The sequence below is a fragment of the Pseudomonas sp. LBUM1669 genome (genome assembly GCF_059695705.1).
In genome coordinates this window covers 338,723-364,142 of the sequence record NZ_CP166784.1, presented here as the reverse complement: position 1 = coordinate 364,142, position 25,420 = coordinate 338,723, and the positions used below count along the sequence as shown (strand labels likewise).

Sequence of the window (25,420 nt, the reverse complement as noted above, 5' to 3'; positions counted from 1 at the left end):
GGCGAGGGAGCTTGCTCCCGTTGGGGTGCGAAGCGGCCCCCTGAAGCATTCGCCGCCATTTGTCCGAGAAAATGCAGCCGCAGAATCTACGACTGCTTCGCAGCCGAACGGGAGCAAGCTCCCTCGCCACAGGTTCAGGGTTTGACGGGAGGCTTGCGCAGCAAACTGAACGCCATCGCCGCCAGGAATAAAACGCTCAGCAGCAATACCGCCCACAACCCGTACTTCTTCCAGTTCGTGCCCGTTGTCGCAGCCGCTGTAACCGTGGGAATGCCGCTGGCCACCACCGTACCGTCCACCGATGCCTTGCCCAGCGTGGCCCACTTCGCCGCGCTGTAAGCGGGAATCAGCGTCGACAGCGGCAAGCTCGCCGCCTTCACCGTCGCACTCCCCAGCGCCAGCGTATAAGGCCCGGCCCCGCGCGCCAGAAACACCAATTGCGTCGAGCGCACAGCAAACTTCACCGTCGGCGCTTCAGCCCCCAAGCCACCGCCGCGCTCATCCACGACAAGCTTCAACTGCTGCACGGCCTGCCCCGACAGCTGCAATTCGTTCTGCACCACGTCCTGGCCGTTCTGGGTCAGGCGATAGAGCAAACCGCTGGTCAGCGGCTGCCACGGCAGGCTGCTTTCGCGACGACCGGACAACGTCACCGGCGCCAGGCTGTTGGGCTGACTCAACTCGACCTGCACCCGCTCGACATTCAGCCCCATCGGCAATTGCCACGTGTACTCACCCGCTTTCACGCTGCTGCCAGCCAGCGGTTGCGACCAGACCAACGGCAGCGGCAGGCTTCGGGTGCTCGCGCTTTGCAGTTGCGCAGATGTCAGTGCCGGTGCCGATTGCGGTGAATTCCACAGCAAGCGCAGATAACGTGTCGATTGCCCCGGCAAGCCGACTTCATGCTGCTCGACCCGTTCATCGGCAAACGTCAGCCGCGCCACCTGGCCTTCGCCCCACGACTGCCAATGCTGCAAGTCGTCGCTGGCCTCGATGGTGAAACGCTGAAAGCCATCGCGCTCGCTGGTCCAGTCGAGGATTAACTGCTGCAACGGCGCCTTGATGGCGCTGGCGTCGAGCAACCAGCCACGCAGCACTTCTTCGCCTGCCTCCAGCTGACTGGACGGTTGCACTTCGACCAAGGTGCCGTTCGCGCTCGATTGCACGCGGATGCCCGGCACGCGTTCAGTGGCGTCCGCCGAGGTGTACAGCGGGAACCATTTCACGTCGGTCAGCGTGCGGTTTTCGCGGGTTGACGCCGCCTCCTGGGCCAAGGCATAGGCTTGGACCTCGCCGGCAGTGTTGAACACGCGAACATCGCTGAGGTCCGTTTGCCGCGCATTCAGTTGCACGCTCAAGGGCAATTCGAGGCGATACCAAGGCCCTTCGCCGCTCACCGACAACGGCACTTGCGTGGCGAAATCCGTCGGTTTTTCCTGAGCGCTGGCGGACAGCGCCACACCCAGCGCAACAGCGCCCAACCAACCCAGGTTCAACTTCTGACTCAAGACGACACTCCTTCGGTTTCAGGGGCCGGCCTTTCAGCGTCGGCTCCGCCTTGGCGCGCAGCCTCGACGCGCTTGGGCGGCAGCGGCGCGAAATAGCCCACCACCAACAGCAAGACGCCGACGCCGATAAACGACACGATCCGGGCGAGTCCGCCGCGGTTACTCAGCTCGACAAAGAACAGTTTCGCGACGACCACGCCAATCAGCGCGGCGCCGATCAGCCATACTTCGCGGCGATGACGCAGATGGCCGCCGATCATCAGACTCAGCGCCATCAGGGTCCAGACGATGGACAGACCGGCCTGCACCAGCATCGATTCAAGCAACGCATCCAGTTCGAACGGCACACCGCCCCAATGGTGCGCGGTGCGCATCACCAGCGCGGTGAAGAACGCGAACAACGAGACCCCGGCAATCAGTTGCGTGGCTTGCTCTGTGTAGTCCTTGCGAATCGCCAGTTGCGTCACGGCGCTGCGGGACCACACATAGACGCCAAACAGCGCAAACAGCAGACCCAACTCCAACGGGTTGATCAGCGGCACATAGGGCAGCGGCTCGGCCGTGCCGTCGCTGACGATATTTGCCAGCCAGAACCAGCCGAGCATCAGCAGCGCCAACGGTGCCGCCGCGTAGAAGCGGTATTCGCGGGGGTAAGCCGAAACAGGCCAAGGCCAATTGCGTGGCGCCGCCATCAGCACCAGGTACAGACTCGGCAGGATTGCCCAACCCAGCCAGCGCCAGGCGTTGTACTGCTCGGACAACAGCAGCAAGCCGTAACGCAGCTCCAGCGCCAGCACACCGATCAACAGCCAGCAGCCGAGCACATGGGCGGTGCTCAGGGCGCGCGCCGGCAACATCGGCGCCAGAAGTCGCAGGGAGACGAAATGCACGACGAACACCGCCGCCCACACCAGCCAACCGAAGCTGGCGGCCGGGTGATAACGCGAATGCCACGCGGCCAGTAGCACCAGACCGGCAGCGGGAATCAGCAAGGTACAAAGCAGGCCCAGCGACGACCATTTCAAGCGCAACGCCAACACTGTCCACAGCGCCACGCTCAGCGCCGCAACCGCCAGCAACAAGGTTGCTTGCAGATTCAACGGCGCAAAGCGCAGCACTTCGCTGATCCACGCCAGCGCCCACCAGCCCGCGCCCCACACCAGCAACACGTCGGACAAACGCTGCAAGCTCAGCACATCGAACGCCGAAGCATGGTTGCCGAGCTGCAAGCGCCACGCTCCGACCATCGCGGCCAGGCCCAACACCAGCGGTGTCCAGAAGCCGCTGTGTGCCAGAGGTTTCAACCCTTCGCTGGCCAGCGGCCCGAGCAGGTCCGGACCGGCGAACAGGAAGGCTGCGCCGCCAATCACCTGCAACAGCAGGCCGAAGACAAAACTCACGCGCTGCTTGAGGTACAGACTGAGCCAGATGATGAACAAGCCACTGGCTGCCCACACCGCACTCGCGGTCTGCCATGGCAGCACGAACAGCACCGCCAGATTGATCAACACCAGGCCGGCGAGCAACACCACCGACAAGCCGCGCAACAGTCGCACATCGCTGCGCACCATCTCATCGCGAGCAGCGAGCAACATGCCGGCAATCAACGCCAGGCCGATCAGGGACGCGCTGAGCAAACCGCTCCAGCCCGCGCTGAACACCGCGCCAGACTCACCGCTCGAACCTTGCAGTCGCAACAGGAACAACGCACCGCCGAGCAATTGCACGGCGAACGCGGTGAACAGGAACGTGCGCGATTGCAGACGCAGACCGACAAACAACGTCGCCAACCCGGCCAACGCCCAACTGATCGCCGTGCCGTGGGTCAGGAAGAACAACGGCGCCAGGAGATAGAGGAAGGTCAGGCCGAGGCAGGCCAATACCGGTAGTCCTTTGCGTTCCCATTCCGATGTCTGTTCGGGCGGGGCTTTGCGCAACTGATAGAAGCTGAACAACAACGCTGCGCCGAGCATCAACGCGCCCAACGGAGCGCCGTCGAGCAAACTGCCGTCGCCGATGCGCAATTCGCTGACAAACGCGATGGCCGAGCCCAGTTGCAGCAGCAAGGCAAACGCTCGGGCCAGCGGTCGTTGCTGACGCAGGCCGAGCCAGAAGATGCCCGCGCCCTCGACGGCCCAGGCGGCAGCCGTCCAGCGCGCGTCGAGCCCCAGCGGAATCGCGAGGCTGGCGAAGATCACGCCCAGCGCCAGGCAGGTTTCGGCGAGCAGCAATGCACGGCCGCCCATCAGCAAACGGGCGAGTCCCATGTAGATCATGCCCAACGCCAAAGCACTGAACGCAGCGGCGAACTCCAGATGCTGAACCAGTGCAAACTGCAAACCGAAGCCCACCAGCGGCGGGCCGAACAGCATCGTGCCGTCGACGTAATCACCCTTGCGCGCCGACCAGCGCAGTAACGCCTCGCGACTGCCGTCCTCGGGTGCGTCGCCCATCTCCAGCAGCTTGCGCCGGGCGAACAAAAGGCCGATGGCCAAATACATCAGGAAGAACAGAATCAGGAACGGCTCGGTGCTCCACAGCAACTCCGGCGTGTAGGAGCGCAGGCCCCAGGCGAAACCGATGCCGAAGGTGCCGACGAAGCCGATCAGGTTCAGCAGTCGCCAGGCCTTGAACCAGGCGATGGCGAGGATGCCGGCGTTGAGCAACGCGAAGTAGCTGAACAGCGCGACATGGTTGCCGGCACCGGTGGACGTCAGGATCGGCGCCGCGAAGCCGCCGAGCGCAGCAGCGGCGGCCAGGCCCAACGCATCCTGAGTGATGGCGAGAATCGCCGAGAACACCGTGACCGCGACCAGCAGGCCCAGGGCCGCCGTTGGGTCGAGTAATGGGTGCAGACGCATCGCCGCAAACACCGTCAGGTACAACACGGCGATCCCTGTGCCTTGCAGCATCAGCGCGTAGTTGCTGTTGCGTGTCCTGAGCCACCACCCCAGCCCGAGCAAGCCCAACGCAGCCGCCGCAACCCCGGCGTAACGCAGTTCGATCGGCACCACCATGCCTTCGGTGGCATAACGCAGCAAGAACGCCAGACCGAGGAACAACAGCACCACGCCGACCCGCAGCACGGTGTTGCCGCCGAACAGCCAGTTGCGTGCACCACTGATGGCGCGCTCGATAAAATTCGGGCTACGAGGGATGGCCGGTTGTTGCGGTTCGCGAGTGACCGGCTCAGGTTTCCAGACATCGTCGGGCAGCGGACGGCTGGTTTGCGCTGCCGTTGCGGCCATTGGTTCGAGTTCGGGCGGAAGATCCCAGATCAGCTCCGGGGTTTCGACAGGAATGTCATCGAGGGTGAATTCAGGCGACGGGGCGGCTTCGCTGACAATTGGCTCGCTGGTTTCAGGCGTTGTGACGCCAGGAACCTCCAACAATGCCAGGCGTTGCTGCACCCCATTCAGCGCAACCTGCGCCTGTTCCAGCAGACGACGCTGCTCGGCCGCTTGTGAATCCAGGCGGCCGATACGAATGGCCTGGCCAATCCCCAAGCCGAGCAACGCGCCCAACAGCGCATCGCTGAACGACTCGTCGAGTATCCAGCCCAGCACCAGCCCAATCAGCATGAACATCCATTGCATGGTCGATATCCCTAAGCGGCCCCGCTGCGGGGCGAATCCGGGTGAAGCAACGTCTGATCCAGTCTAGTGACCAGACACTCGGAATCCAGTGTGAGAGCAGATTGCACCTGCACCCCAAATCCAATGTGGGAGCGGGCTTGCTCGCGAAGGGGCCGGCACATTCAATATTGATGTTGAATGTGCCGGCCCCTTCGCGAGCAAGCCCGCTCCCACATGGGTCAAGTTGATGCCTAGTATATCGATCAGGCCCAACAACCGTCGGGCCTTGCTCGCAATTATTGCTAAAAGTTACTCCAGCGCCTTCCAAATCTCCGTGGCGTACTCACGAATGGTCCGGTCGGACGAGAACCAACCCATCCGGGAAGTGTTCAACACCGCCGACCGCCACCACGCCTGGGAATCGTGCCAATGGGCTTCCACGCGCATCTGCGCGTCCCAGTAGGAATCGAAATCGGCGCAGACCAGGAAACGGTCGTAGTCGATCAGCGAATCGATCAAGCCTGCGTAACGGGACGGATCATCCGGCGAGAATACCCCGCCGCGAATTGCTTGCAGCACGTCGTTAAGTCGATGAGACGCGGCAATGTCCGGTGTCGCATTGAACTCATGGTTCTGCTTGCGCGCTTCGACCTGCTGGGCGCTGAGACCGAAGATGAACATGTGCTCGACGCCGATGCGCTCGCACATCTCGACGTTGGCGCCGTCCAGGGTGCCGATGGTCAGCGCACCGTTGAGGCCGAACTTCATGTTGCTGGTGCCCGAGGCTTCGAAGCCTGCGGTGGAAATCTGCTCCGACAAATCCGCCGCCGGAATAATGCTCTCCGCCAGGCTGACGTTGTAGTTGGGCAGAAACACCACTTTCAACAAGCCGCGCACCGTCGGGTCGTTGTTCACCACCCGGGCGATGTCGTTGGTCAACTTGATGATCAACTTGGCCTGGTGATAACTGGCCGCCGCCTTGCCAGCGAAGATTTTCACCCGCGGCACCCAGTCGATTTCCGGTTCAGCGCGAATCGCCTGGTACAACGCCACGGTGTGCATCAGGTTGAGCAACTGGCGTTTGTATTCGTGGATCCGTTTGACCTGCACGTCGAACATCGCCGCCGGGTTGACTGCGATCCCCAGCCGCTCATGAATCAAGTAGGCCAAGGCTTTTTTGCTGTGCAGGCGCTGTTCGGCGAAGGCCTTGCGGAAAGCAGGCTTCTCGGCGAACGGCTCCAGCTCCAGTAAACGCTGTTCAGCGTTATCCAGCAGATCCGGACCGAGGGCATCGACCATCATCGACGTCAGTTCAGGGTTGGCCTGGTAGAGCCAGCGGCGGAAGGTGATGCCGTTGGTCTTGTTGTTGATCCGCTCCGGGTAAAGCTTGTGCAGCTCGGAGAACACGGTTTTGCGCATCAGCTGCGTGTGCAACCCGGACACGCCGTTGACGCTGTGGGAGCCGAGGAACGCCAGGTTGCCCATGCGCACGCGACGGCCGTTGTCTTCTTCGATCAGCGACACCGCGCGTAGCACGTCGAAGTCGTGAATGCCTTTGGCGCGCAGCGAGTCGATGTGCTGGGCGTTGATCAGGTAAATGATCTGCATGTGCCGCGGCAACATCCGCTCCATCAGACCGACTGGCCAGGTCTCCAGCGCTTCCGGCAACAGCGTGTGGTTGGTGTACGAGAGCGTGTCGACCGTAACCTGCCACGCGGCATCCCATGCCACGTCGTAGACGTCGACCAGCTGACGCATCAGCTCGGCCACGGCAATCGAAGGGTGCGTGTCGTTGAGCTGGATCGCTGCGTGGTCACCCAAGGTCAGGACCGAGGTGTGCATGTTGCGATGGCGGCGCAGCAAATCCTGCAAGGACGCGGCGACGAAGAAGTATTCCTGACGCAGGCGCAGTTCCTGGCCGGCTTCGGTGCTGTCCGCCGGGTAGAGCACGCGGGAGATACTTTCTGCCCGGGCGACTTCTGCCACAGCGCCCAGGTGGTCACCGGCATTGAAGCGTTCCAGGTGCAGATCTTCCATGGCTCGGGCACGCCACAGGCGTAGCGTATTGACGCTCGCCCCGCGCCAGCCGACCACGGGCGTGTCGTAGGCAATGGCCCGCACGGTTTCCGCCGGGGACCAGACCTGCTTGGACTTGCCGTTTTCATCGATGACGGTTTCGACACTGCCGCCGAAGCCGATCGGGTACACGACTTCAGGCCGTTCAAATTCCCACGGGTTGCCGAAATCCAGCCAGTGCTCGGTCTGCTCCTGCTGCCAGCCATCGACGATGGCCTGACGGAACAAGCCGTGCTCATAACGAATGCCGTAGCCGTGGCCAGCGATACCCAGCGTCGACATGCTTTCCATGAAGCACGCCGCCAGACGACCAAGGCCGCCGTTGCCCAGCGCCGCGTCGGGCTCCAGCAGGCGGATGCGTTCCAGGTCGACGCCGAGCTCAGTCAGCGCCTCGCGGGCGACGTCGAGCAGGCCGAGGTTGCTCAGGCTGTCGTAGAGCAGACGGCCAATCAGAAATTCCAGAGAGAGGTAGTAAACCCGTTTCTGACCTTTGCGGTAGATCTGCCGGGTGTGATCCATCCAGTGCTCGACCATGTGATCGCGCGCTGCCAAGGCAATGGCTTCGAACCAGTCGTGGTCGAAGGCGTGATCCGGGTCTTTACCCACCGCGTAGGTGAGTTTGGTCAAGACGGCATCGCGAAATGCGGCCACCTCTGCTTCGCGAACAAGTGGTTCTTGAGTCATCGATAGGACCTCGAGCGAGCGTTGAGTTGTCTGAGCCTAGACGGTCTGACAGACAGTGGCGGCTCTGGTTCGGCAGTTTTTCCTGATAGTTCGAGATAGGTCGGCATTACATTGTCGTGTGCCTGAATCAATGCAGGGGCCGTGCCGGATTAACGGTGCTTTGGGGGTGGGACAGAAAAAATCTGGCGAAAGGTTGTTCAAAAATCCACCAGTCCCGGTATGATCGCGCGCCCTGATGCACGTAGCTGGTAACAACCGATGATGAAGTCCAACCTGATCGCTGCCGCAGAGATCGATCGCCTCGATACCTGGGCCAAGTACTCTGCGCCGATGTGCGGTTCCTGCGTGTCCAGCTGCTGCACGCTGCCGGTCGAGGTCAAGATCAAGGATCTGATCCGCATCGGCATCGTCGACGAGTTCGAGCGCGGCGAGCCTGCGAAGAACATCGCCAAGCGCTTGCAAAAGGAAGGGATCGTCGAGCGTTACAACCAGAAGTCCGAGATCTTCACCCTCCAGCGCATGAGCAACAACGATTGCCTTTACCTGGATCGTAAGAGCCGTCTGTGCACTATTTATGAAAAGCGCCCGGACACTTGCCGCAATCACCCGAAAATCGGACCACGGCCGGGGTATTGCGCTTACAAGCCGAAGGAAGTGGCGCGTGAGACCAGCAGCTCCCGCCGCACTCTCGAAAAATTCTGATCCGCAATCTCGCTGCCCGATAGATCGCTTTCGCGGGCAAGCCTCGCTCCTACAGGTCATGCGCACGTCTTTAGAGCAGCGCAAAAACTGTAGGAGCGAGGCTTGCCCGCGAAGGGTCCTTCACTGACACAGCCCAAACCCCAGACAAACAAAAACGCCCCCGACCTTGCGGTCGGGGGCGTTTTTTTGCAGCTAACTAAATGACTTAGTTACCGGCTTTCTTGGCAGCGCGGGTACGCTCGCTTTCGCCCAGGATCTTCTTGCGAAGACGGATGGACTTAGGAGTGACTTCGCACAGTTCGTCTTCTTGCACGAACTCAAGAGCTTGTTCCAAAGTGAAACGGATAGGCGGAACCAGAGCGATGGTTTCGTCTTTACCCGAGGCACGCATGTTGTCGAGCTTCTTGCCTTTGGTTGGGTTGACGCCCAGGTCGTTGTCGCGGCTGTTGATGCCGACGATTTGACCTTCGTACACGTCTTCGCCGTGACCCAGGAACAGTTTGCCGCGAGCTTGCAGGGTTTCCAGCGAGTAAGTCAGAGCCTTACCGGTAGCAACCGAAACCAGCACGCCGTTCTGACGGCCGGACATGTCGCCGGACTTCATCACGTCGTAACGGTCGAAGATCGAGGTCAGGATGCCTGCACCGGAGGTCAGGGTCAGGAACTCGTTACGGAAACCGATCAAGCCACGAGCCGGGATGTTGTACTCAAGGCGCACACGGCCCTTGCCATCCGGAACCATGTTGGTCAGGTCGCCCTTACGGATACCGATCTGTTCCATGATCGCGCCCTGGGATTCTTCCGGCAGGTCGATGGTCACGTTTTCGTACGGTTCGTGCTTGACGCCGTCAACCAGACGGATGATCACTTCCGGACGACCAACACCCATTTCGAAGCCTTCGCGACGCATGGTTTCGATCAGTACCGAGAGGTGCAGCTCACCACGGCCGGAAACTTTGAACTTGTCGGCGGTGTCGCCTTCTTCAACGCGCAGAGCAACGTTGAACAGCAGTTCTTTGTCCAGACGCTCCTTGATGTTACGGCTGGTGACGAACTTGCCTTCTTTACCGCAGAAAGGCGAGTCGTTTACCTGGAAGGTCATGGAAACAGTTGGCTCGTCAACGGTCAGCGGCTTCATCGCTTCAACATTCAGTGGGTCGCACAGAGTGTCGGAGATGAACAGCTGGTCAAAGCCGCTGATGCAGACGATGTCGCCGGCAGCTGCTTCGTCAACGTCGATGCGGTGCAGACCGTGGTGACCCATCAACTTCAGGATACGACCGTTGCGCTTCTTGCCATCAATGTCGATAGCCACAACTTGAGTGTTCGGCTTGACGCGACCACGAGCGATACGGCCAACGCCGATAACACCCAGGAAGCTGTTGTAGTCCAGTGCGGAGATTTGCATCTGGAACGGGCCGTCACGGTCAACTTTTGGAGCTGGAACGTGGTCAACGATGGCCTGGTACAGCGGGGTCATGTCTTCCGCCATGGCGGTGTGTTCCAGACCGGCAATACCGTTCAGGGCCGAAGCGTAAACAACCTGGAAGTCCAGTTGTTCTTCGGTAGCACCGAGGTTGTCGAACAGGTCGAAGATCTGGTCCAGAACCCAGTCCGGACGTGCGCCTGGACGGTCAACCTTGTTGATCACCACGATTGGACGCAGGCCGGCTTCGAAAGCCTTCTTGGTCACGAAACGGGTTTGCGGCATAGGGCCGTCTTGAGCGTCAACCAGCAGCAGAACGGAGTCAACCATCGACATTACGCGTTCAACTTCGCCGCCGAAGTCGGCGTGGCCCGGGGTGTCCACGATGTTGATGTGGTAGCCGTTCCAGTTGATGGCGGTGTTTTTCGCCAGAATGGTAATACCGCGCTCTTTCTCCTGGTCGTTGGAGTCCATCACGCGCTCGTCGTTGAGCTCGTTGCGCTCCAGGGTGCCGGATTGACGCAAGAGTTTGTCTACCAGGGTGGTCTTACCATGGTCAACGTGAGCAATGATGGCGATGTTGCGTAGATTTTCGATCACTTGTGTATCTCGATCAGAGGATTCGGTGTGCTGACAAGTCTTGGCAGCGATTAACAGTAGAGTCCGGCAAAGCCGTTACAGCTTGACGGCGGCGTCGGGGGGCCGGTGACGCAGGCCACAGGCAAACAGCCCCGGGCTCTTAGCTCGGTCGATAAACGCGCACATTGGCATGCCCCTCACTGAGCAAATGGTGGGCATGCAGGCGACTCATCACGCCTTTGTCGCAATACAGCAGGTACTGGCGAGTAGGGTCCAGTTCCTTGAAACGAGCGTTCAATGCATAAAACGGCATCGCTTGTACCTCAATGCCAGCAAGGCCCAGCGGGTCGTCTTCAGCGGCATCCGGGTGACGGATGTCGATGACGATCTGACCAGCCAACGCTTCGCCGACTTCTTCGATTTGCAAGTCCTGGCCCAATTCGTCGATCACGCGATCGATCGGCACCAGTTTGGCGTTCTCGAGCGCACGCTCAAGTACTGCCATGTCGAACTGTTGTTCTTCGTACTCCACGCGTGGACGCTTGGCGTGGGTCTTGGGGTTCACCGAGATGACCCCGCAATATTCCGGCATGTGCTTGGCGAAGTCGGCCGTGCCGATTTCGTTGGCCAGGTCGATGATGTCCTGCTTGTGACTGGCGATCAGCGGACGCAAGACCAGCTTGTCGGTTACGCAGTCGATCACGGACAGGTTCGGCAGTGTCTGGCTCGACACCTGGGAAATCGCCTCGCCGGTAACCAGCGCATCGATGTCCAGCCGATCGGCAATACGGGAAGCAGCGCGCAACATCATACGCTTCAAAACTACACCCATATGACTGTTATCGACTTTCCCGAGAATTTCTCCCAGGACTTCCTCGAACGGCACACTCACAAATAACACGCGCTGGGAGCTGCCATACTTCTTCCAGATGAAGTGCGCGACTTCCATGACGCCCAGTTCATGGGCCCGTCCGCCCAGATTAAAGAAGCAGAAATGGCTCATCAGGCCGCGGCGCATGATCTGGTAAGCAGCCACCGTGGAATCGAACCCACCCGACATCAGGACAAGTGTCTGTTCCAGTGCACCCAGCGGATATCCGCCGATGCTGTTGTGCTGGCTGTGGATCACGAACAACCGTTTGTCGCGAATTTCGATGCGGACTTCGATTTCCGGGTCTTTCAGCGAAATTCCGGCGGCGCCGCACTGGCGACGCAGTTGGCTGCCGACATATTTCTCGACGTCCATCGAGCTGAATTCATGCTTGCCGGCACGCTTGCAGCGCACCGAAAAGACCTTCCCGGCCAACGCCTCACCGAAGTGCTGCTTGCACTTGGCGACGATGTCGTCGAAATCGCCCAGCGGGTATTCGTCGACTTGCAGGAAATGCGCGATGCCCGGCATGCAGCTCAGGCGCTCGGTCATCTCCTTCAGGGCTTTGGGATCGCTGACGCGGGTTTCCAGCTCGAGATTGTCCCACACGCCGTTCACCACCACAGCCGGGTCCAGGTCGCGGAGCACGGTACGGATGTTTTTGGCCAACTGGCGGATGAAACGCATCCGTACCGGGCGGCTCTTGATGGTGATCTCGGGGAAGACTTTTACGATTAGTTTCATGAAAACAGCGCGCGCTGGGCCAGCCGAAAAAGGGGGGCGCGGATTATAGCGGAAATTGCTCAAGGTTTAACCAGTTAATGTGCAGAAGGTTTTGCGCGCACCAAAACAGGTCATTTGTCGATTTTAACGCTACATTGTAGGGCGAGATTTTCCGCTTACAGATGCTTTGTGCCTTTATAAGCGTGATATTGGGGCAAAAAACCCATGCTGGGGCACTGGCATGCAATTTGCTCCCTTGTGAGGCAGGTTGCCTTGGCAGAGTATTCGCGCCGGCATCACCCACATTCTAAGGGCATCCACTACTAAGCCCGAAGCCACCCGGAGGACACTATGTCGAAGTCGGTTCAACTCATCAAAGATCATGACGTCAAGTGGATTGATCTGCGCTTCACGGACACCAAAGGCACTCAGCACCACGTGACCATGCCGGCTCGCGACGCGCTGGATGAAGCTTTCTTCGAAGAAGGCAAAATGTTCGACGGTTCCTCCATCGCTGGCTGGAAAGGCATCGAAGCTTCCGACATGATCCTGCTGCCGGACGACAGCACTGCCGTTCTCGACCCGTTCACCGAAGACCCAACGCTGATCATCGTTTGCGATGTAATCGAGCCTTCGACAATGCAAGGCTACGATCGCGACCCACGTGCGATCGCCAAGCGTGCCGAGGAATACCTGAAGTCGACCGGTATCGGCGATACCGTTTTCGTTGGTCCGGAGCCTGAGTTTTTCATCTTCGATCAGGTGAAATTCAAGTCCGACATCTCCGGCTCGATGTTCAAAATCTTCTCCGAACAAGGTTCGTGGATGTCCGACCAGGACATCGAAGGCGGCAACCATGGCCACCGTCCAGGTATCAAAGGCGGTTACTTCCCGGTTCCTCCGTTTGACCACGACCACGAAATCCGTACCTCCATGTGCAACGCCATGGAAGAAATGGGTCTGGTCATCGAAGTTCACCACCACGAAGTGGCAACTGCCGGTCAGAACGAAATCGGTGTGAAGTTCAACACCCTGGTCGCCAAGGCTGACGAAGTTCAGACCCTGAAATACTGCGTGCACAACGTGGCTGTCGCTTATGGCCGCACCGCGACCTTCATGCCTAAGCCTCTGTACGGCGACAACGGTTCGGGTATGCACGTCCACCTGTCCATCGCCAAAGACGGCAAGAACACCTTCGCTGGCGAAGGCTATGCCGGCCTGTCTGACACCGCCCTGTACTTCATCGGCGGCATCATCAAGCACGGTAAGGCGCTGAACGGCTTCACCAACCCGTCGACCAACTCCTACAAGCGTCTGGTCCCAGGTTTCGAAGCTCCGGTAATGCTGGCCTACTCGGCTCGTAACCGTTCCGCTTCGATCCGTATTCCTTACGTGTCCAGCCCTCGTGCTCGCCGTATCGAAGCCCGCTTCCCGGATCCAGCAGCCAACCCGTACCTGGCCTTCGCTGCCCTGGTAATGGCCGGCCTGGACGGCATCCAGAACAAGATCCACCCTGGCGATGCAGCTGACAAAAACCTGTACGACCTGCCGCCTGAAGAGGCGAAAGAGATCCCACAAGTTTGCGGCAGCCTGAAAGAAGCTCTGGAAGAGCTGGACAAAGGTCGTGCGTTCCTGACCAAAGGCGGCGTGTTCTCCGATGACTTCATCGACGCTTACATCGCTCTGAAAAGCGAAGAAGAAATCAAAGTACGTACCTTCGTACACCCACTGGAATATGAGCTGTACTACAGCTGCTGATCCGGTAGCGCCTGTGCAAGCGGCGTGACAAAAAAGAGGCCTCCTTCGGGAGGTCTTTTTTATGCCCGCGATTTGGCGATCACTGAAAAACCCTGTGGGAGCGGGCTTGCTCGCGAATGCAGTGTGTCAGCTTGCATTGATGGTGACTGACACTCCGCTTTCGCGAGCAAGCCCGCTCCCACAGGGGTTTTGTGGTGTTTGAGGGATTTTGGCAATTCATGCCCAAATGTTAACGAGCTGGGTCAATCACCACCCCCTGACCTATGCTGCACCCCAACGCTTTCGCTTCCGGTCGATTTTATGGGTCGTGGTTTTCTTTTGATGTTGCTGATGATCGCCCTGCCCGCCGCAGCGCAGATCTATAAGTACACCGACGCCTCCGGGAACACCGCCTATAGCAATCAACCACCCGACGGCGTCAAGGCGCAGCCGGTCGAGTTGCCACCGCTCAACAGCGTTGCGCCCCAGGCACCTCCTGCGCCCGCTGCCGAAACCGGCAACCGCGAGCAACCGCGCAGCGCCTATGAGGTACTGGAGTTGACCGGCCTGCCCACCGACGAAGCCCTGCGCGCCAACAACGGCACGTTCACCGTCAGCGTCCTGATCAAACCGCGCCTGCGAGCGCCGCACCTGTTCAGGTTGTTGCTTGACGGCCAACCCTACGGGCAATCGAGCAACGTGCCGATCCTGCAACTGGTGAACATCGACCGTGGCGAACACAGCCTGGCAGTGCAAGTAATCGACGGTGAGAACATCGTCCAGCAAAGCCCGACGGTGACATTCACCGTGCAACGGGTGCACAAGCGATGAGGATGTGGCTGCTGATCGCCTGCCTGATCGCACTGCCGGTCACGGCCGAGGTGTTCACCTACGTCGACGCTCAGGGCCATCGGGTCTACACCGACCAGCCAGGCTCAGGCAACGCCAAGCGCGTGCCGCTGGCGACGAGCAATCGCATGTCTGCCAACCCCACCGGGGCGACGCCGGTGATTGCCAAGCAAAAAACCGAAGACAAACCATTGTTCCATTACGACATGCTCCGCGTGCTGGTCCCGGAACCGGACGCTACGGTCCGTAGCAATGCCGGTGAGCTGATCGTCAGTGTCACCCATGAACCCGGCCTGCAACGAGGGCACCGCTACCGATTGCTGCTCGACGGCCAACCCACCGCCGAGCCCGGCCTCAGTCCGGTGTTCGCCCTGAGCAACATCGACCGCGGCAGCCACAACCTGTCCGTGGAAATCCTCGACGAACAAGGCCGCACCGTAGAACGCACGGCCAATCAACCCTTCCAGATGCTGCGCATCTCCCTCGCACAGAAGCGCAAAGTCAAACCCTGCGTCCTCACCGACTACGGCCAACGGCCGGAATGTCCGCTCAAAGACAAACCCGAGGAAGAAAAAAACCCCTTCCTGCGTTTCTTCTAACGCCGTTCAGCTTTACGCACTATATTGGTGCAATAGGTTGCACCGTTCCCAAATCTCAACCCATTTTGGTTCGAAAGTACCCGCGAAAGCCGGCAGAACGCCACGCAAACGAGCGTCAAACGCCCGTTTCAGGCCTTAAACGCTTCTTTTCGGAGCCTTGGTTTGGTTTTTGCATTTTCCTCGTATCAGCGCGTTATTCACGCGCATGCCCTGCTCCAAAAGAGGTCCTAAATGACCATCAGTGATGCACTCCATCGTCTGCTTCTCGACAATCTGACCACCGCTACCATTTTGCTCGACGCCGAATTGCGCCTTGAGTACATGAACCCGGCGGCGGAGATGCTCTTGGCCATCAGCGGTCAGCGTAGCCATGGGCAGTTCATCAGCGAGTTGTTCACCGAATCCACCGAAGCGCTGAATTCCTTGCGCCAGGCGGTCGAGCAGGCGCACCCGTTCACCAAGCGCGAAGCGATGCTCACCGCCCTCACCGGCCAGACGTTGACCGTCGACTACGCAGTAACGCCGATCCTGGCCAACGGCGCCACGATGCTGCTGCTGGAAGTCCACCCCCGTGACCGCTTGCTGCGGATCACCAAGGAAGAGGCGCAGCTGTCGAAGCAGGAAACCAGCAAAATGCTGGTGCGCGGTCTCGCTCACGAAATCAAGAATCCGCTGGGCGGTATTCGCGGCGCGGCTCAGCTGCTCGCCCGCGAACTGCCGGAAGAAAGCCTGCGCGATTACACCAACGTCATCATTGAAGAAGCCGACCGTCTGCGAAACCTCGTGGATCGCATGCTCGGCTCCAACAAGTTGCCATCGCTGGCCATGTGCAACGTCCACGAGGTGCTGGAGCGTGTCTGTCATCTGGTCGAGGCCGAAAGTCAGGGCTGCATCACTTTGGTGCGCGACTACGACCCAAGCATTCCCGACGTCTTGATCGACCGCGAACAAATGATCCAGGCCGTGTTGAACATCGTGCGCAACGCGATGCAGGCCATCAGCAGCCAGAACGAGCTGCGCCTGGGCCGCATCAGCCTGCGCACCCGCGCCATGCGCCAGTTCACCATCGGCCACGTGCGGCATCGCCTGGTGACCAAGATCGAAATCATCGACAACGGCCCCGGGATTCCCGCGGACCTGCAAGAAACCATCTTCTTTCCCATGGTCAGCGGCCGCCCGGACGGTACCGGGCTGGGCCTGGCCATTACCCAGAACATCATCAGCCAGCACCAGGGCCTGATCGAATGTGACAGCCACCCAGGCCACACCACTTTCTCGATCTTCCTGCCCCTGGAACAAGGAGCCACATCGACATGAGCCGTAGTGAAACCGTGTGGATCGTCGATGACGACCGTTCTATCCGTTGGGTCCTGGAAAAAGCCTTGCAGCAGGAAGGCATGACCACGCAAAGCTTCGACAGCGCCGATGGCGTGATGAGCCGCCTGGCGCGCCAGCAGCCGGACGTGATCATCTCCGACATCCGCATGCCGGGGGCCAGCGGCCTGGACCTTCTGGCGCGGATTCGCGAACAACACCCACGGTTGCCGGTGATCATCATGACTGCGCACTCCGATCTGGACAGCGCTGTCGCGTCCTATCAGGGCGGCGCGTTTGAATACCTGCCAAAACCGTTCGACGTCGACGAAGCCGTTTCGCTGGTCAAACGTGCGAACCAGCACGCCCAGGAACAGCAAGGACTGGAAGTCCCGGTCGCCTTGACCCGCACCCCGGAAATCATCGGCGAAGCGCCGGCGATGCAGGAAGTGTTTCGCGCCATCGGTCGCCTGAGCCACTCCAATATCACCGTGCTGATCAACGGCGAATCCGGTACCGGTAAAGAATTGGTGGCCCACGCCCTGCACCGCCACAGTCCACGGGCGGCATCGCCGTTCATCGCGCTGAACATGGCGGCGATTCCGAAAGACTTGATGGAGTCCGAACTGTTCGGCCATGAGAAAGGCGCATTCACCGGCGCGGCCAACCTGCGTCGCGGGCGCTTTGAGCAGGCGGACGGCGGCACGCTGTTCCTCGATGAAATCGGCGACATGCCAGCGGACACCCAGACGCGTTTGCTGCGCGTTCTGGCCGATGGCGAGTTCTACCGCGTCGGCGGTCATACGCCGGTGAAGGTCGATGTGCGCATCATCGCTGCGACGCACCAGAACCTGGAAACCCTGGTGCACGCCGGGAAATTCCGTGAGGACTTGTTCCACCGCCTCAACGTGATCCGCATCCACATTCCACGGCTGTCGGACCGTCGCGAAGACATCCCGACCCTCGCCAAGCACTTCCTCAGCCGTGCCGCGCAAGAATTGGCGGTGGAACCGAAGCTGCTGAAAAGCGAAACCGAGGAATACCTGAAGAACCTGCCGTGGGGCGGCAACGTGCGTCAGTTGGAGAACACCTGCCGCTGGATCACAGTGATGGCTTCGGGTCGCGAAGTGCACATCAGCGACCTGCCGCCGGAACTGCTGAGCCTGCCGCAGGATTCAGCACCAGTGACCAATTGGGAGCAAGCGTTGCGTCAATGGGCTGATCAGGCGTTGGCTCGCGGTCAATCGAGTTTGCTCGACAGCGCCGTACCGGCATTCGAGCGGATCATGATCGAAACCGCCTTGAAACATACCGCCGGACGGCGTCGGGATGCTGCGGTTCTGCTGGGTTGGGGGCGTAATACCCTGACGCGCAAAATCAAGGAATTGGGAATGAAGGTTGATGGTGGGGATGATGATGAAGGGGAAGAGGGCTAAACAGCCTCTAGATCTTCGCTGACAGTTGCATCCATTCGCGGGCAAGCCTCGCTCCTACAGGTCATGCGCCGATCTTGAAATGGCACAAACCCTGTAGGAGCGAGGCTTGCCCGCGAAGCTTTTGGGGCCAACGTGCACCGACTGAATGCACCGTGAACCGCAATCGCGCACAAAAACTCATTCAAAACCCCGTTCGCTTTCGCAACCGAACCGCTACCGAAAAAACACGAAAGCCCCGAATCTCGGGGCTTTCGGCATTCCAAGGCAGCTTTCTGTTTCAACTTGTTAAAACCTGGCACGCCCCCTGCAATAGTCCATTCAGTGATTCAGTTCACTACCCGGTTTCGGGGACCTTGGTACAGGCAGGCCGGGGATTCCCCTCTTTACATCGGGCTCACACCGCACTTGCGACGAGCCCCTCCAGTTTTGGGGCCCTTGATACAGGCAGGTCAGGGGTTCCTTCTTTACACCGGGCTCGACGCCATGCGCGAGCCCTGCCGTTTTGGGAACCTTGGTACAGGCAGGCCGGGGATTCCCTCTTTTATTGCTCCCGGAGATGGATCTCCAGCCGCCAACGGTCATCGACCTCGCTACCGGTCCACTCGCCCTGCAGTGGCCGGGCCGCCACTACCGTCAGCAACAACCCCCCATCACTCAAGCGCGTCCGCCAGTTCACGACCTTGTCGTTGAGCTTGAGCTGACCTTTCTGCGCCTTGCCTTGCGCCTCGAACAGCAGCGCGAGGCTGCCGTCCACGAATTCGCCATGGGACTTGGGTTCGTTGTTGAACCACACCACCAGCCCATCGTCCGTCACCTCGATCTGTTGCAATTCGCTGGGGTCAGGCGTGGTCAAGCGACCGATCATCAGCCCCACCATCAGTCCGACAATCGCCAGCGAACCCATCACCCGCGGTAATAGTTTCGAACGTGGATCGATGGGCGGCGTAGAATGCCGCTCATCTTTACCTTCGGAGCCGTGCATGTTTCACGTCATCCTCTTTCAACCAGAAATTCCGCCGAATACCGGCAACGTTATCAGGCTGTGCGCCAACAGTGGCTGCCACCTGCATTTGATCGAACCGCTGGGCTTCGAGATGGACGACAAGCGCCTGCGCCGCGCCGGTCTCGACTACCACGAGTATGCCACCCTGCAACGCCACGCGGACCTCGCCAGTTGCCTGGAAAGCCTTGGCCATCCTCGGCTGTTCGCGTTCACCACCAAGGGCTCGCGTCCGTTCCACGATGCCAGTTTCGCCGAGGGCGACGCGTTCCTGTTCGGCCCGGAAAGCCGTGGTTTGCCGGCGGAAGTGCTCGAGGCCCTGCCCGGCGAACAACGCCTGCGCTTGCCGATGCGCGAAGGCTGCCGCAGCCTGAACCTGTCGAACACCGTGGCGGTCGCCGTCTACGAAGGCTGGCGCCAGCTCGGCTTCAAATAACACCGCATAACAAATGTGGGAGCGGGCTTGCTCGCGAAGGGGCCATAACATTCAACATCATCGTTGACTGTTACACCGCTTTCGCGAGCAAGCCCGCTCCCACATTGGACTTGCTTCGACGCTCAGACCGATTACTGAACGGTCGGAGTCTCGCCAGCCGCCTGCATGCGTTGCAGTTCTTGTGCGTACAGCGCGTCGAAGTTCACCGGCGCCAGCATCAGGGCCGGGAACGAGCCGCGGGTCACCAGGCTGTCCAGGGTTTCGCGAGCGTAAGGGAACAGGATGTTCGGGCAGAACGCGCCGAGGGTGTGGCTCATCGAAGCGTCGTCCAGGTTCTTGATCAGGAAGATCCCGGCCTGTTGCACTTCAGCGATGAACGCCACTTCTCCGTTTTCACCGTTTTTCACGGTCACGGACAAAGTCAGCACGACTTCGTGGAAGTCGCCTTCCAGCGCCTTTTGACGAGTATTCAGATCCAGACCGACGCTTGGCTCCCACTGCTGGCGGAAGATCGCCGGGCTTTTCGGGGCTTCGAACGACAAGTCACGTACATAGATGCGCTGCAAGGAGAATTGCGGTGCGGTGTCTTCTTCGCTAGCTGCAGTGTTCTGTTGGTCAGTCATCTCAGATCCTTTCTGATCTTGGGGTCTTATAGGGAAGGCATTCAGGCCTTGAGCATGGCGTCGAGCTTGCCGGCGCGCTCAAGGGCAAACAAATCATCACAGCCACCAATGTGGCGCTCGCCGATCCAGATCTGCGGCACGGACGTCCGTCCGGCCTTCTGGGCCATGGCGGCACGCACCTGCGGCTTGCCATCGACCTTGATCTCTTCGAAAGCCACGCCTTTGTTCTCGAGCAGGTACTTGGCTCGCGAGCAGTAGGGGCAGTAATCGCTGGAATAGACGACGACGTTGCTCATATCACTTCACCAGCGGCAGGTTGTCGCCTTTCCAGCTGGAAATACCGCCGGACAGCTTGGCGGCGGTGTAGCCGGCCTTCATCAGTTCGCGGGCGTGGGTGCCGGCGGTCTGGCCCATGGCATCGACAAGGATGATGGTCTTGGCCTTGTGCTTTTCCAGTTCGGCAATGCGAGCGGTCAGTTTGTCGTGGGGAATATTCAACGCGCCAACAATGTGACCGGCGGTGAAATCCTTGACCGAACGAATGTCGATCACAACGCCTGCGTCCTTGTTGACCAGCCCGGTCAGTTCACCGGTGCTCAGGCTGCGGCCGCCGCCTTGCATCTGATAAGCGATCAGCAACGCCAGCAGTACGACGAAGATACCGACGAGCAGATAGTGGTTAGTGGCAAATTCAATCAGGTGAGCAACCATCGAAGGAGGTTCCAGGGCGTTAAAATGTCGGCCAGTATACACAGCCACTATGGTGGGCCAAACCCCGTCCGGCGGTGACGTGGCCGGAACTTCGCTTTAAACTGCCACTCCCTTTTCCATCGCCCTCTTTTAATTCAGCCACGAGTGGAATCCATGACTACCACGCCTAAACCTTTGGTCCTGATTATTCTCGACGGCTTCGGTCACAGTGAGAGCCCTGAATCCAACGCCGTGTTTGCGGCGAAGAAGCCCGTACTGGACCGCTTGTGGGCCACTGTGCCGAACGGCCTGATCTCGGGCAGCGGCATGGACGTCGGTCTGCCGGACGGCCAGATGGGCAACTCCGAAGTCGGCCACATGAACCTGGGCGCCGGTCGCGTGGTGTATCAAGATTTTACTCGCGTGACCAAATCGATCCGTGACGGCGAGTTTTTCGAGAACCCGACCATCTGCGCCGCGGTGGATAAAGCCGTTGCTGCCGGCAAAGCCGTGCACTTCATGGGCCTGCTGTCCGATGGCGGCGTTCACAGCCACCAGGATCACCTGGTCGCCATGGCCGAACTGGCCTACAAGCGCGGCGCTGAAAAAATCTACCTGCACGCCTTCCTCGACGGCCGCGATACACCGCCGAAAAGCGCCCAGTCGTCCATCGAACTGCTCGACGCGACGTTCCAGGCTTTGGGCAAAGGCCGGATCGCCAGCATCGTCGGCCGTTACTTCGCCATGGACCGCGACAACCGTTGGGACCGCGTGTCCCAGGCCTACAACCTGATTGTCGACGGCAACGGCGAATTCAATGCCGCCACCGCACAGGAAGGGCTGCAAGCTGCCTATGAGCGCGGCGAGAGCGATGAATTCGTCAAAGCCACTTCCATCGGCGAGCCGGTGAAAGTCGAAGACGGCGACGCCGTGGTCTTCATGAACTTCCGCGCCGACCGCGCCCGTGAACTGACCCGCGTGTTCGTCGAAGACGATTTCAAGGAATTCGAACGTGCGCGCCAGCCGAAACTGGCCGGTTTCGTGATGCTGACCCAATACGCCGCCAGCATTCCCGCGCCATCGGCCTTTGCCGCCGGCAGCCTGGACAACGTGCTGGGCGATTACCTGGCGCAAAACGGCAAGACCCAGCTGCGCATCGCCGAAACCGAGAAATACGCCCACGTAACCTTCTTCTTCTCCGGCGGTCGCGAAGAACCGTTCCCGGGCGAAGAACGCATCCTGATCCCGTCGCCGAAAGTCGCCACCTATGACTTGCAGCCCGAGATGAGCGCCCCGGAAGTCACCGACCGCATCGTCGACGCCATTGAAAATCAGCGTTACGACGTGATCGTGGTCAACTACGCCAACGGCGACATGGTCGGCCACAGCGGCGTGTTCGACGCAGCAGTGAAAGCTGTTGAATGTCTGGACCTGTGCGTTGGTCGCATCGTCGAAGCGTTGGACAAGGTCGGCGGCGAAGCGCTGATTACGGCCGACCACGGCAACGTCGAGCAAATGTCCGATGAATCCACTGGCCAGGCTCACACCGCGCACACCACTGAGCCGGTGCCGTTCATCTACGTCGGCAAGCGTGACTTCAAGGTGCGTGATGGCGGCGTACTGGCGGATGTGGCACCGACCATGTTGATGCTGATGGGCCTGGAAAAACCATCTGAAATGACCGGCACGTCGATTCTGGTGTAATCAGCCCTATCAAACACCGCTAACCCCTGTGGGAGCGGGCTTGCTCGCGAATGCGGTGTGTCAGTCAACGTTGATGTCGACTGACACACCGCATTCGCGAGCAAGCCCGCTCCCACATTGGTTTTTGGGTGTTTTCAGATGCGACACTGCTCCAGTTATCACACAACCCCAATTGGGCGTTTTTTTTGCGGCGCTTGGCGGGCATACTAGGCCGTCCCTTTCCCTGGTGTCGCCCGCCTCTATGCTTCGCGTCCTGATTGCCCTTGCTCTGACTTGCCTGCTCCAACCGGCCTTCGCTGACGAGCGCGCGCAAACCCAACAACAGTTGGACGCCACGCGTCAGGACATTGCCGAGCTGAAAAAACTGCTGGGCAAGCTGCAGGAGGAAAAATCCGGTGTGCAGAAAGACCTCAAGGGCACCGAGACCGAAATGGGCAAGCTCGAGAAGCAGGTCGAAGCCCTGCAAAAAGAGCTGAAGAAAAGCGAATCCGAGCTGCAGCGACTCGATGGAGAGAAAAAAAAACTCCAGAGCGCGCGCACTGAACAGCAGCGACTGATCGCCATTCAGGCCCGTGCGGCCTATCAGAACGGCCGTCAGGAGTACTTGAAGCTCTTGCTGAACCAGCAGAATCCGGAAAAATTCGCCCGCACCCTCACCTATTACGACTACCTGAGCCAGGCCCGCCTGGAGCAGCTGAAGAATTTCAACGAAACCCTGCGCCAACTGGCCAATGTCGAAAAAGACATCGCGTTGCAACAGGCGCAATTGCTGGTGCAGAAAAGCAGCCTCGACAGCCAGCGCGACGAACTCGACAAGGTTCGCAAGGAGCGCCAGCAAGTCCTGACCAAGCTGAGCGACGACGTGAAGGCTCGCGACCAGAAGCTGGCCGCCCGCGAGCAGGATCAGGCAGACCTGTCTAAAGTCCTTAAAACCATCGAAGAAACCCTGGCCCGCCAGGCTCGAGAGGCTGAAGAGGCGCGACAAAAAGCGCTCATCGCCCAGCAGGAAGCCGAAAAAAAGCGTTTACGTGAGGCTCAGGAACAGGCAGATGCCACTGACGCCCCACGTAAACCGGTTAAATCAACACCTGGCGCACTGGTTTCAAGTTCAGGCGAAACCTTCGGCGGCGCTTTTGCTTCAACTCGCGGCAAACTTCCGTGGCCCGTTGATGGTCGACTGCTGGCACGCTTTGGTGAATCCCGTGGCGACGACGCCCGTACCAAGTGGGACGGCGTGATGATCAGCGCCTCCGCCGGCAGCCAGGTGCACGCCGTACATGGCGGTCGCGTGGTGTTCGCCGACTGGTTGCGTGGCGCCGGGCTGCTGGTGATTCTCGACCACGGCAACGGTTTTTTGAGTCTTTATGGTCACAACCAGACGCTGCTCAAGTCTGCGGGTGACGTGGTAAAAGCCGGTGAGTCCATCTCCACTGTCGGTAACAGTGGCGGGCAGGACACACCAGCGCTGTATTTCGCTATTCGTCAGCAGGGTCACCCGAGTGATCCGGCGCAATGGTGCCGCGCGCAAGGATAGGCGTTGAGTCACCTACATTAGGAGTTCGTTCGACATGCTGCATTTGTCCCGCCTTACCTCGCTGGCCCTGACGATTGCCCTGGTGATCGGCGCGCCTCTGGCGTTTGCCGCTCAACCGGCCCCGGCGGTCGCGCCTGCGGGCACTGCTGCGACCACCAAGGCGCCGTTGCCCCTGGAAGAGTTGCGCACCTTTGCCGAGGTCATGGATCGGATCAAGGCCGCCTATGTCGAACCGGTGGACGACAAGACCCTGCTGGAAAACGCCATCAAAGGCATGCTCAGCAACCTCGATCCGCACTCCGCCTACCTGGGCCCGGAAGACTTCGCTGAATTGCAGGAAAGCACCAGCGGCGAATTCGGCGGCCTGGGCATCGAAGTCGGCGCCGAAGACGGTTTCATCAAAGTGGTTTCGCCCATCGATGACACCCCGGCCTCCAAGGCTGGCATTCAGGCTGGCGACTTCATCGTCAAGATCAACGGCCAGCCGACTCGCGGCCAGAGCATGACCGAAGCCGTGGACAAGATGCGCGGCAAGATCGGCCAGAAAATCACCCTGACCCTGGTGCGCGACGGCGGGACACCGTTCGACGTGACCCTGACCCGCGCGATCATTCAAGTGAAGAGCGTCAAGGCGCAGCTGCTGGAGTCGGGCTACGGCTACATCCGCATCACCCAGTTCCAGGTCAAGACCGGCGAAGAAGTTTCCAAGGCCCTGACCAAGTTGCGCAAGGACAATGGCAAGAAGCTCAACGGCATCATTCTCGACCTGCGCAACAACCCGGGCGGCGTGCTGCAATCGGCGGTGGAAGTGGTCGACCACTTCATCACCAAGGGCCTGATCGTTTACACCAAGGGCCGCATCGCCAACTCCGAGCTGCGCTTCTCTGCCACCGGCAAAGACGAAAGCGAAGCCGTGCCAATGGTTGTGCTGATCAACGGCGGCAGCGCCTCGGCTTCGGAAATTGTCGCCGGCGCCTTGCAGGATCAAAAACGCGCGGTGGTCATGGGCACCACCAGTTTCGGCAAAGGCTCGGTACAAACCGTGCTGCCACTGAACAACGATCGCGCACTGAAGATCACCACGGCGCTGTACTACACGCCGAACGGCCGCTCGATCCAGGCCCAGGGCATCGTCCCGGACATCGAAGTGCGCAAGGCCAAGATCACCAACGAGCAGGACGGCGAATACTTCAAGGAAGCCGACCTGCAGGGTCACCTGGGCAATGGCAACGGCGGCGCCGACAAACCGACCGGTTCCAGCGGTAAAGCCAAAGCAATGCCACAGGATGACGATTACCAATTGGCCCAGGCGCTGAGCCTGCTCAAAGGGCTGAGCATCACCTCCGGTCGCTGA

General features: G+C 59.9%; 19 protein-coding genes. 10 read left to right on the top strand and 9 right to left on the bottom strand.

Annotated features, from left to right (window positions below; translation table 11 throughout):
- Positions 1-134: 134 nt before the first annotated feature.
- From ACA051_RS01730 to ACA051_RS01720, 3 genes are all read right to left on the bottom strand, one after another.
- Positions 135-1,508, bottom strand: a complete 1,374-nt coding sequence (locus tag ACA051_RS01730; protein WP_497373265.1) for a DUF3999 domain-containing protein — start codon at positions 1,506-1,508, stop codon at positions 135-137.
- Entirely contained in the window at positions 1,505-5,104 is a 3,600-nt protein-coding gene (locus ACA051_RS01725; protein WP_497373263.1) for a DUF2339 domain-containing protein, read from the bottom strand. The genes ACA051_RS01730 and ACA051_RS01725 overlap by 4 nt, the downstream gene beginning before the upstream one ends.
- A gap of 288 nt (positions 5,105-5,392) precedes the next feature.
- Entirely contained in the window at positions 5,393-7,843 is a 2,451-nt protein-coding gene (locus tag ACA051_RS01720) for a glycogen/starch/alpha-glucan phosphorylase (protein ID WP_497307159.1), read from the bottom strand.
- Between the two features lie 261 nt (positions 7,844-8,104).
- On the opposite strand from ACA051_RS01720, the gene ACA051_RS01715 reads away from it, so the two are divergent.
- Positions 8,105-8,545 (top strand): YkgJ family cysteine cluster protein, encoded by a 441-nt coding sequence (locus ACA051_RS01715; protein ID WP_149416955.1) that lies wholly within the window; start codon positions 8,105-8,107, stop codon positions 8,543-8,545.
- Between the two features lie 205 nt (positions 8,546-8,750).
- On the opposite strand, the gene typA is transcribed toward ACA051_RS01715, so the two are convergent.
- Together typA and thiI are read right to left on the bottom strand one after the other, a co-directional pair.
- On the bottom strand, positions 8,751-10,571 hold the full coding sequence (gene typA, locus ACA051_RS01710; RefSeq protein WP_131061253.1) for a translational GTPase TypA: 1,821 nt from the start codon (positions 10,569-10,571) through the stop codon (positions 8,751-8,753).
- A gap of 139 nt (positions 10,572-10,710) precedes the next feature.
- The gene (gene thiI / locus ACA051_RS01705) at positions 10,711-12,165 is read right to left on the bottom strand and encodes a tRNA uracil 4-sulfurtransferase ThiI (RefSeq protein ID WP_497307156.1); all 1,455 of its coding nucleotides are present in this window, start codon (positions 12,163-12,165) and stop codon (positions 10,711-10,713) included.
- Between the two features lie 330 nt (positions 12,166-12,495).
- On the opposite strand from thiI, the gene glnA reads away from it, so the two are divergent.
- From glnA to ntrC, 5 genes are all read left to right on the top strand, one after another.
- On the top strand, positions 12,496-13,902 hold the full coding sequence (gene glnA / locus ACA051_RS01700) for a glutamate--ammonia ligase (protein ID WP_131061256.1): 1,407 nt from the start codon (positions 12,496-12,498) through the stop codon (positions 13,900-13,902).
- Positions 13,903-14,202: 300 nt separating this feature from the next.
- Complete coding sequence (locus ACA051_RS01695; protein ID WP_497307155.1) at positions 14,203-14,712, top strand: DUF4124 domain-containing protein; 510 nt, start codon at positions 14,203-14,205, stop codon at positions 14,710-14,712.
- Positions 14,709-15,329, top strand: a complete 621-nt coding sequence (locus tag ACA051_RS01690) for a DUF4124 domain-containing protein (protein WP_497307153.1) — start codon at positions 14,709-14,711, stop codon at positions 15,327-15,329. The genes ACA051_RS01695 and ACA051_RS01690 overlap by 4 nt, the downstream gene beginning before the upstream one ends.
- Before the next feature lie 231 nt (positions 15,330-15,560).
- Entirely contained in the window at positions 15,561-16,646 is a 1,086-nt protein-coding gene (gene glnL / locus ACA051_RS01685; RefSeq protein ID WP_010464561.1) for a nitrogen regulation protein NR(II), read from the top strand.
- Positions 16,643-18,079 (top strand): nitrogen regulation protein NR(I), encoded by a 1,437-nt coding sequence (ntrC, locus tag ACA051_RS01680; protein ID WP_010464563.1) that lies wholly within the window; start codon positions 16,643-16,645, stop codon positions 18,077-18,079. Before glnL ends, ntrC begins: the two co-directional genes overlap by 4 nt.
- Before the next feature lie 541 nt (positions 18,080-18,620).
- Here the strand turns inward: ntrC and ACA051_RS01675 are convergent.
- Positions 18,621-19,061 (bottom strand): hypothetical protein, encoded by a 441-nt coding sequence (locus ACA051_RS01675; RefSeq protein WP_497373261.1) that lies wholly within the window; start codon positions 19,059-19,061, stop codon positions 18,621-18,623.
- On the opposite strand from ACA051_RS01675, the gene ACA051_RS01670 reads away from it, so the two are divergent.
- On the top strand, positions 19,060-19,515 hold the full coding sequence (locus ACA051_RS01670) for a tRNA (cytidine(34)-2'-O)-methyltransferase (protein WP_095634211.1): 456 nt from the start codon (positions 19,060-19,062) through the stop codon (positions 19,513-19,515). The genes ACA051_RS01675 and ACA051_RS01670 overlap by 2 nt on opposite strands.
- Positions 19,516-19,646: 131 nt before the next feature.
- Here the strand turns inward: ACA051_RS01670 and secB are convergent, their stop codons facing one another.
- From secB to ACA051_RS01655, 3 genes are read right to left on the bottom strand one after another with little or no spacing between them, the layout of a single operon-like run.
- Complete coding sequence (gene secB / locus ACA051_RS01665) at positions 19,647-20,138, bottom strand: protein-export chaperone SecB (RefSeq protein WP_017336062.1); 492 nt, start codon at positions 20,136-20,138, stop codon at positions 19,647-19,649.
- A gap of 41 nt (positions 20,139-20,179) precedes the next feature.
- Positions 20,180-20,434, bottom strand: a complete 255-nt coding sequence (grxC, locus tag ACA051_RS01660) for a glutaredoxin 3 (protein ID WP_010464569.1) — start codon at positions 20,432-20,434, stop codon at positions 20,180-20,182.
- 1 nt (position 20,435) lies between these two features.
- Positions 20,436-20,849 carry a rhodanese-like domain-containing protein gene (locus ACA051_RS01655; protein WP_497307151.1) on the bottom strand — a complete coding sequence of 138 codons (414 nt, stop codon included), beginning with the start codon at positions 20,847-20,849 and terminating at the stop codon, positions 20,436-20,438.
- A gap of 153 nt (positions 20,850-21,002) precedes the next feature.
- Here ACA051_RS01655 and gpmI point away from each other — a divergent pair, with 153 nt between their 5' ends.
- From gpmI to ACA051_RS01640, 3 genes are all read left to right on the top strand, one after another.
- Positions 21,003-22,532 carry a 2,3-bisphosphoglycerate-independent phosphoglycerate mutase gene (gene gpmI / locus ACA051_RS01650; protein ID WP_497373259.1) on the top strand — a complete coding sequence of 510 codons (1,530 nt, stop codon included), beginning with the start codon at positions 21,003-21,005 and terminating at the stop codon, positions 22,530-22,532.
- 241 nt (positions 22,533-22,773) lie between these two features.
- Entirely contained in the window at positions 22,774-24,066 is a 1,293-nt protein-coding gene (locus ACA051_RS01645; protein WP_497307147.1) for a murein hydrolase activator EnvC family protein, read from the top strand.
- A 34-nt stretch (positions 24,067-24,100) separates the two neighbouring features.
- Positions 24,101-25,420, top strand: coding sequence for a S41 family peptidase (locus tag ACA051_RS01640; RefSeq protein ID WP_497373256.1), 1,320 nt, complete (start codon positions 24,101-24,103; stop codon positions 25,418-25,420).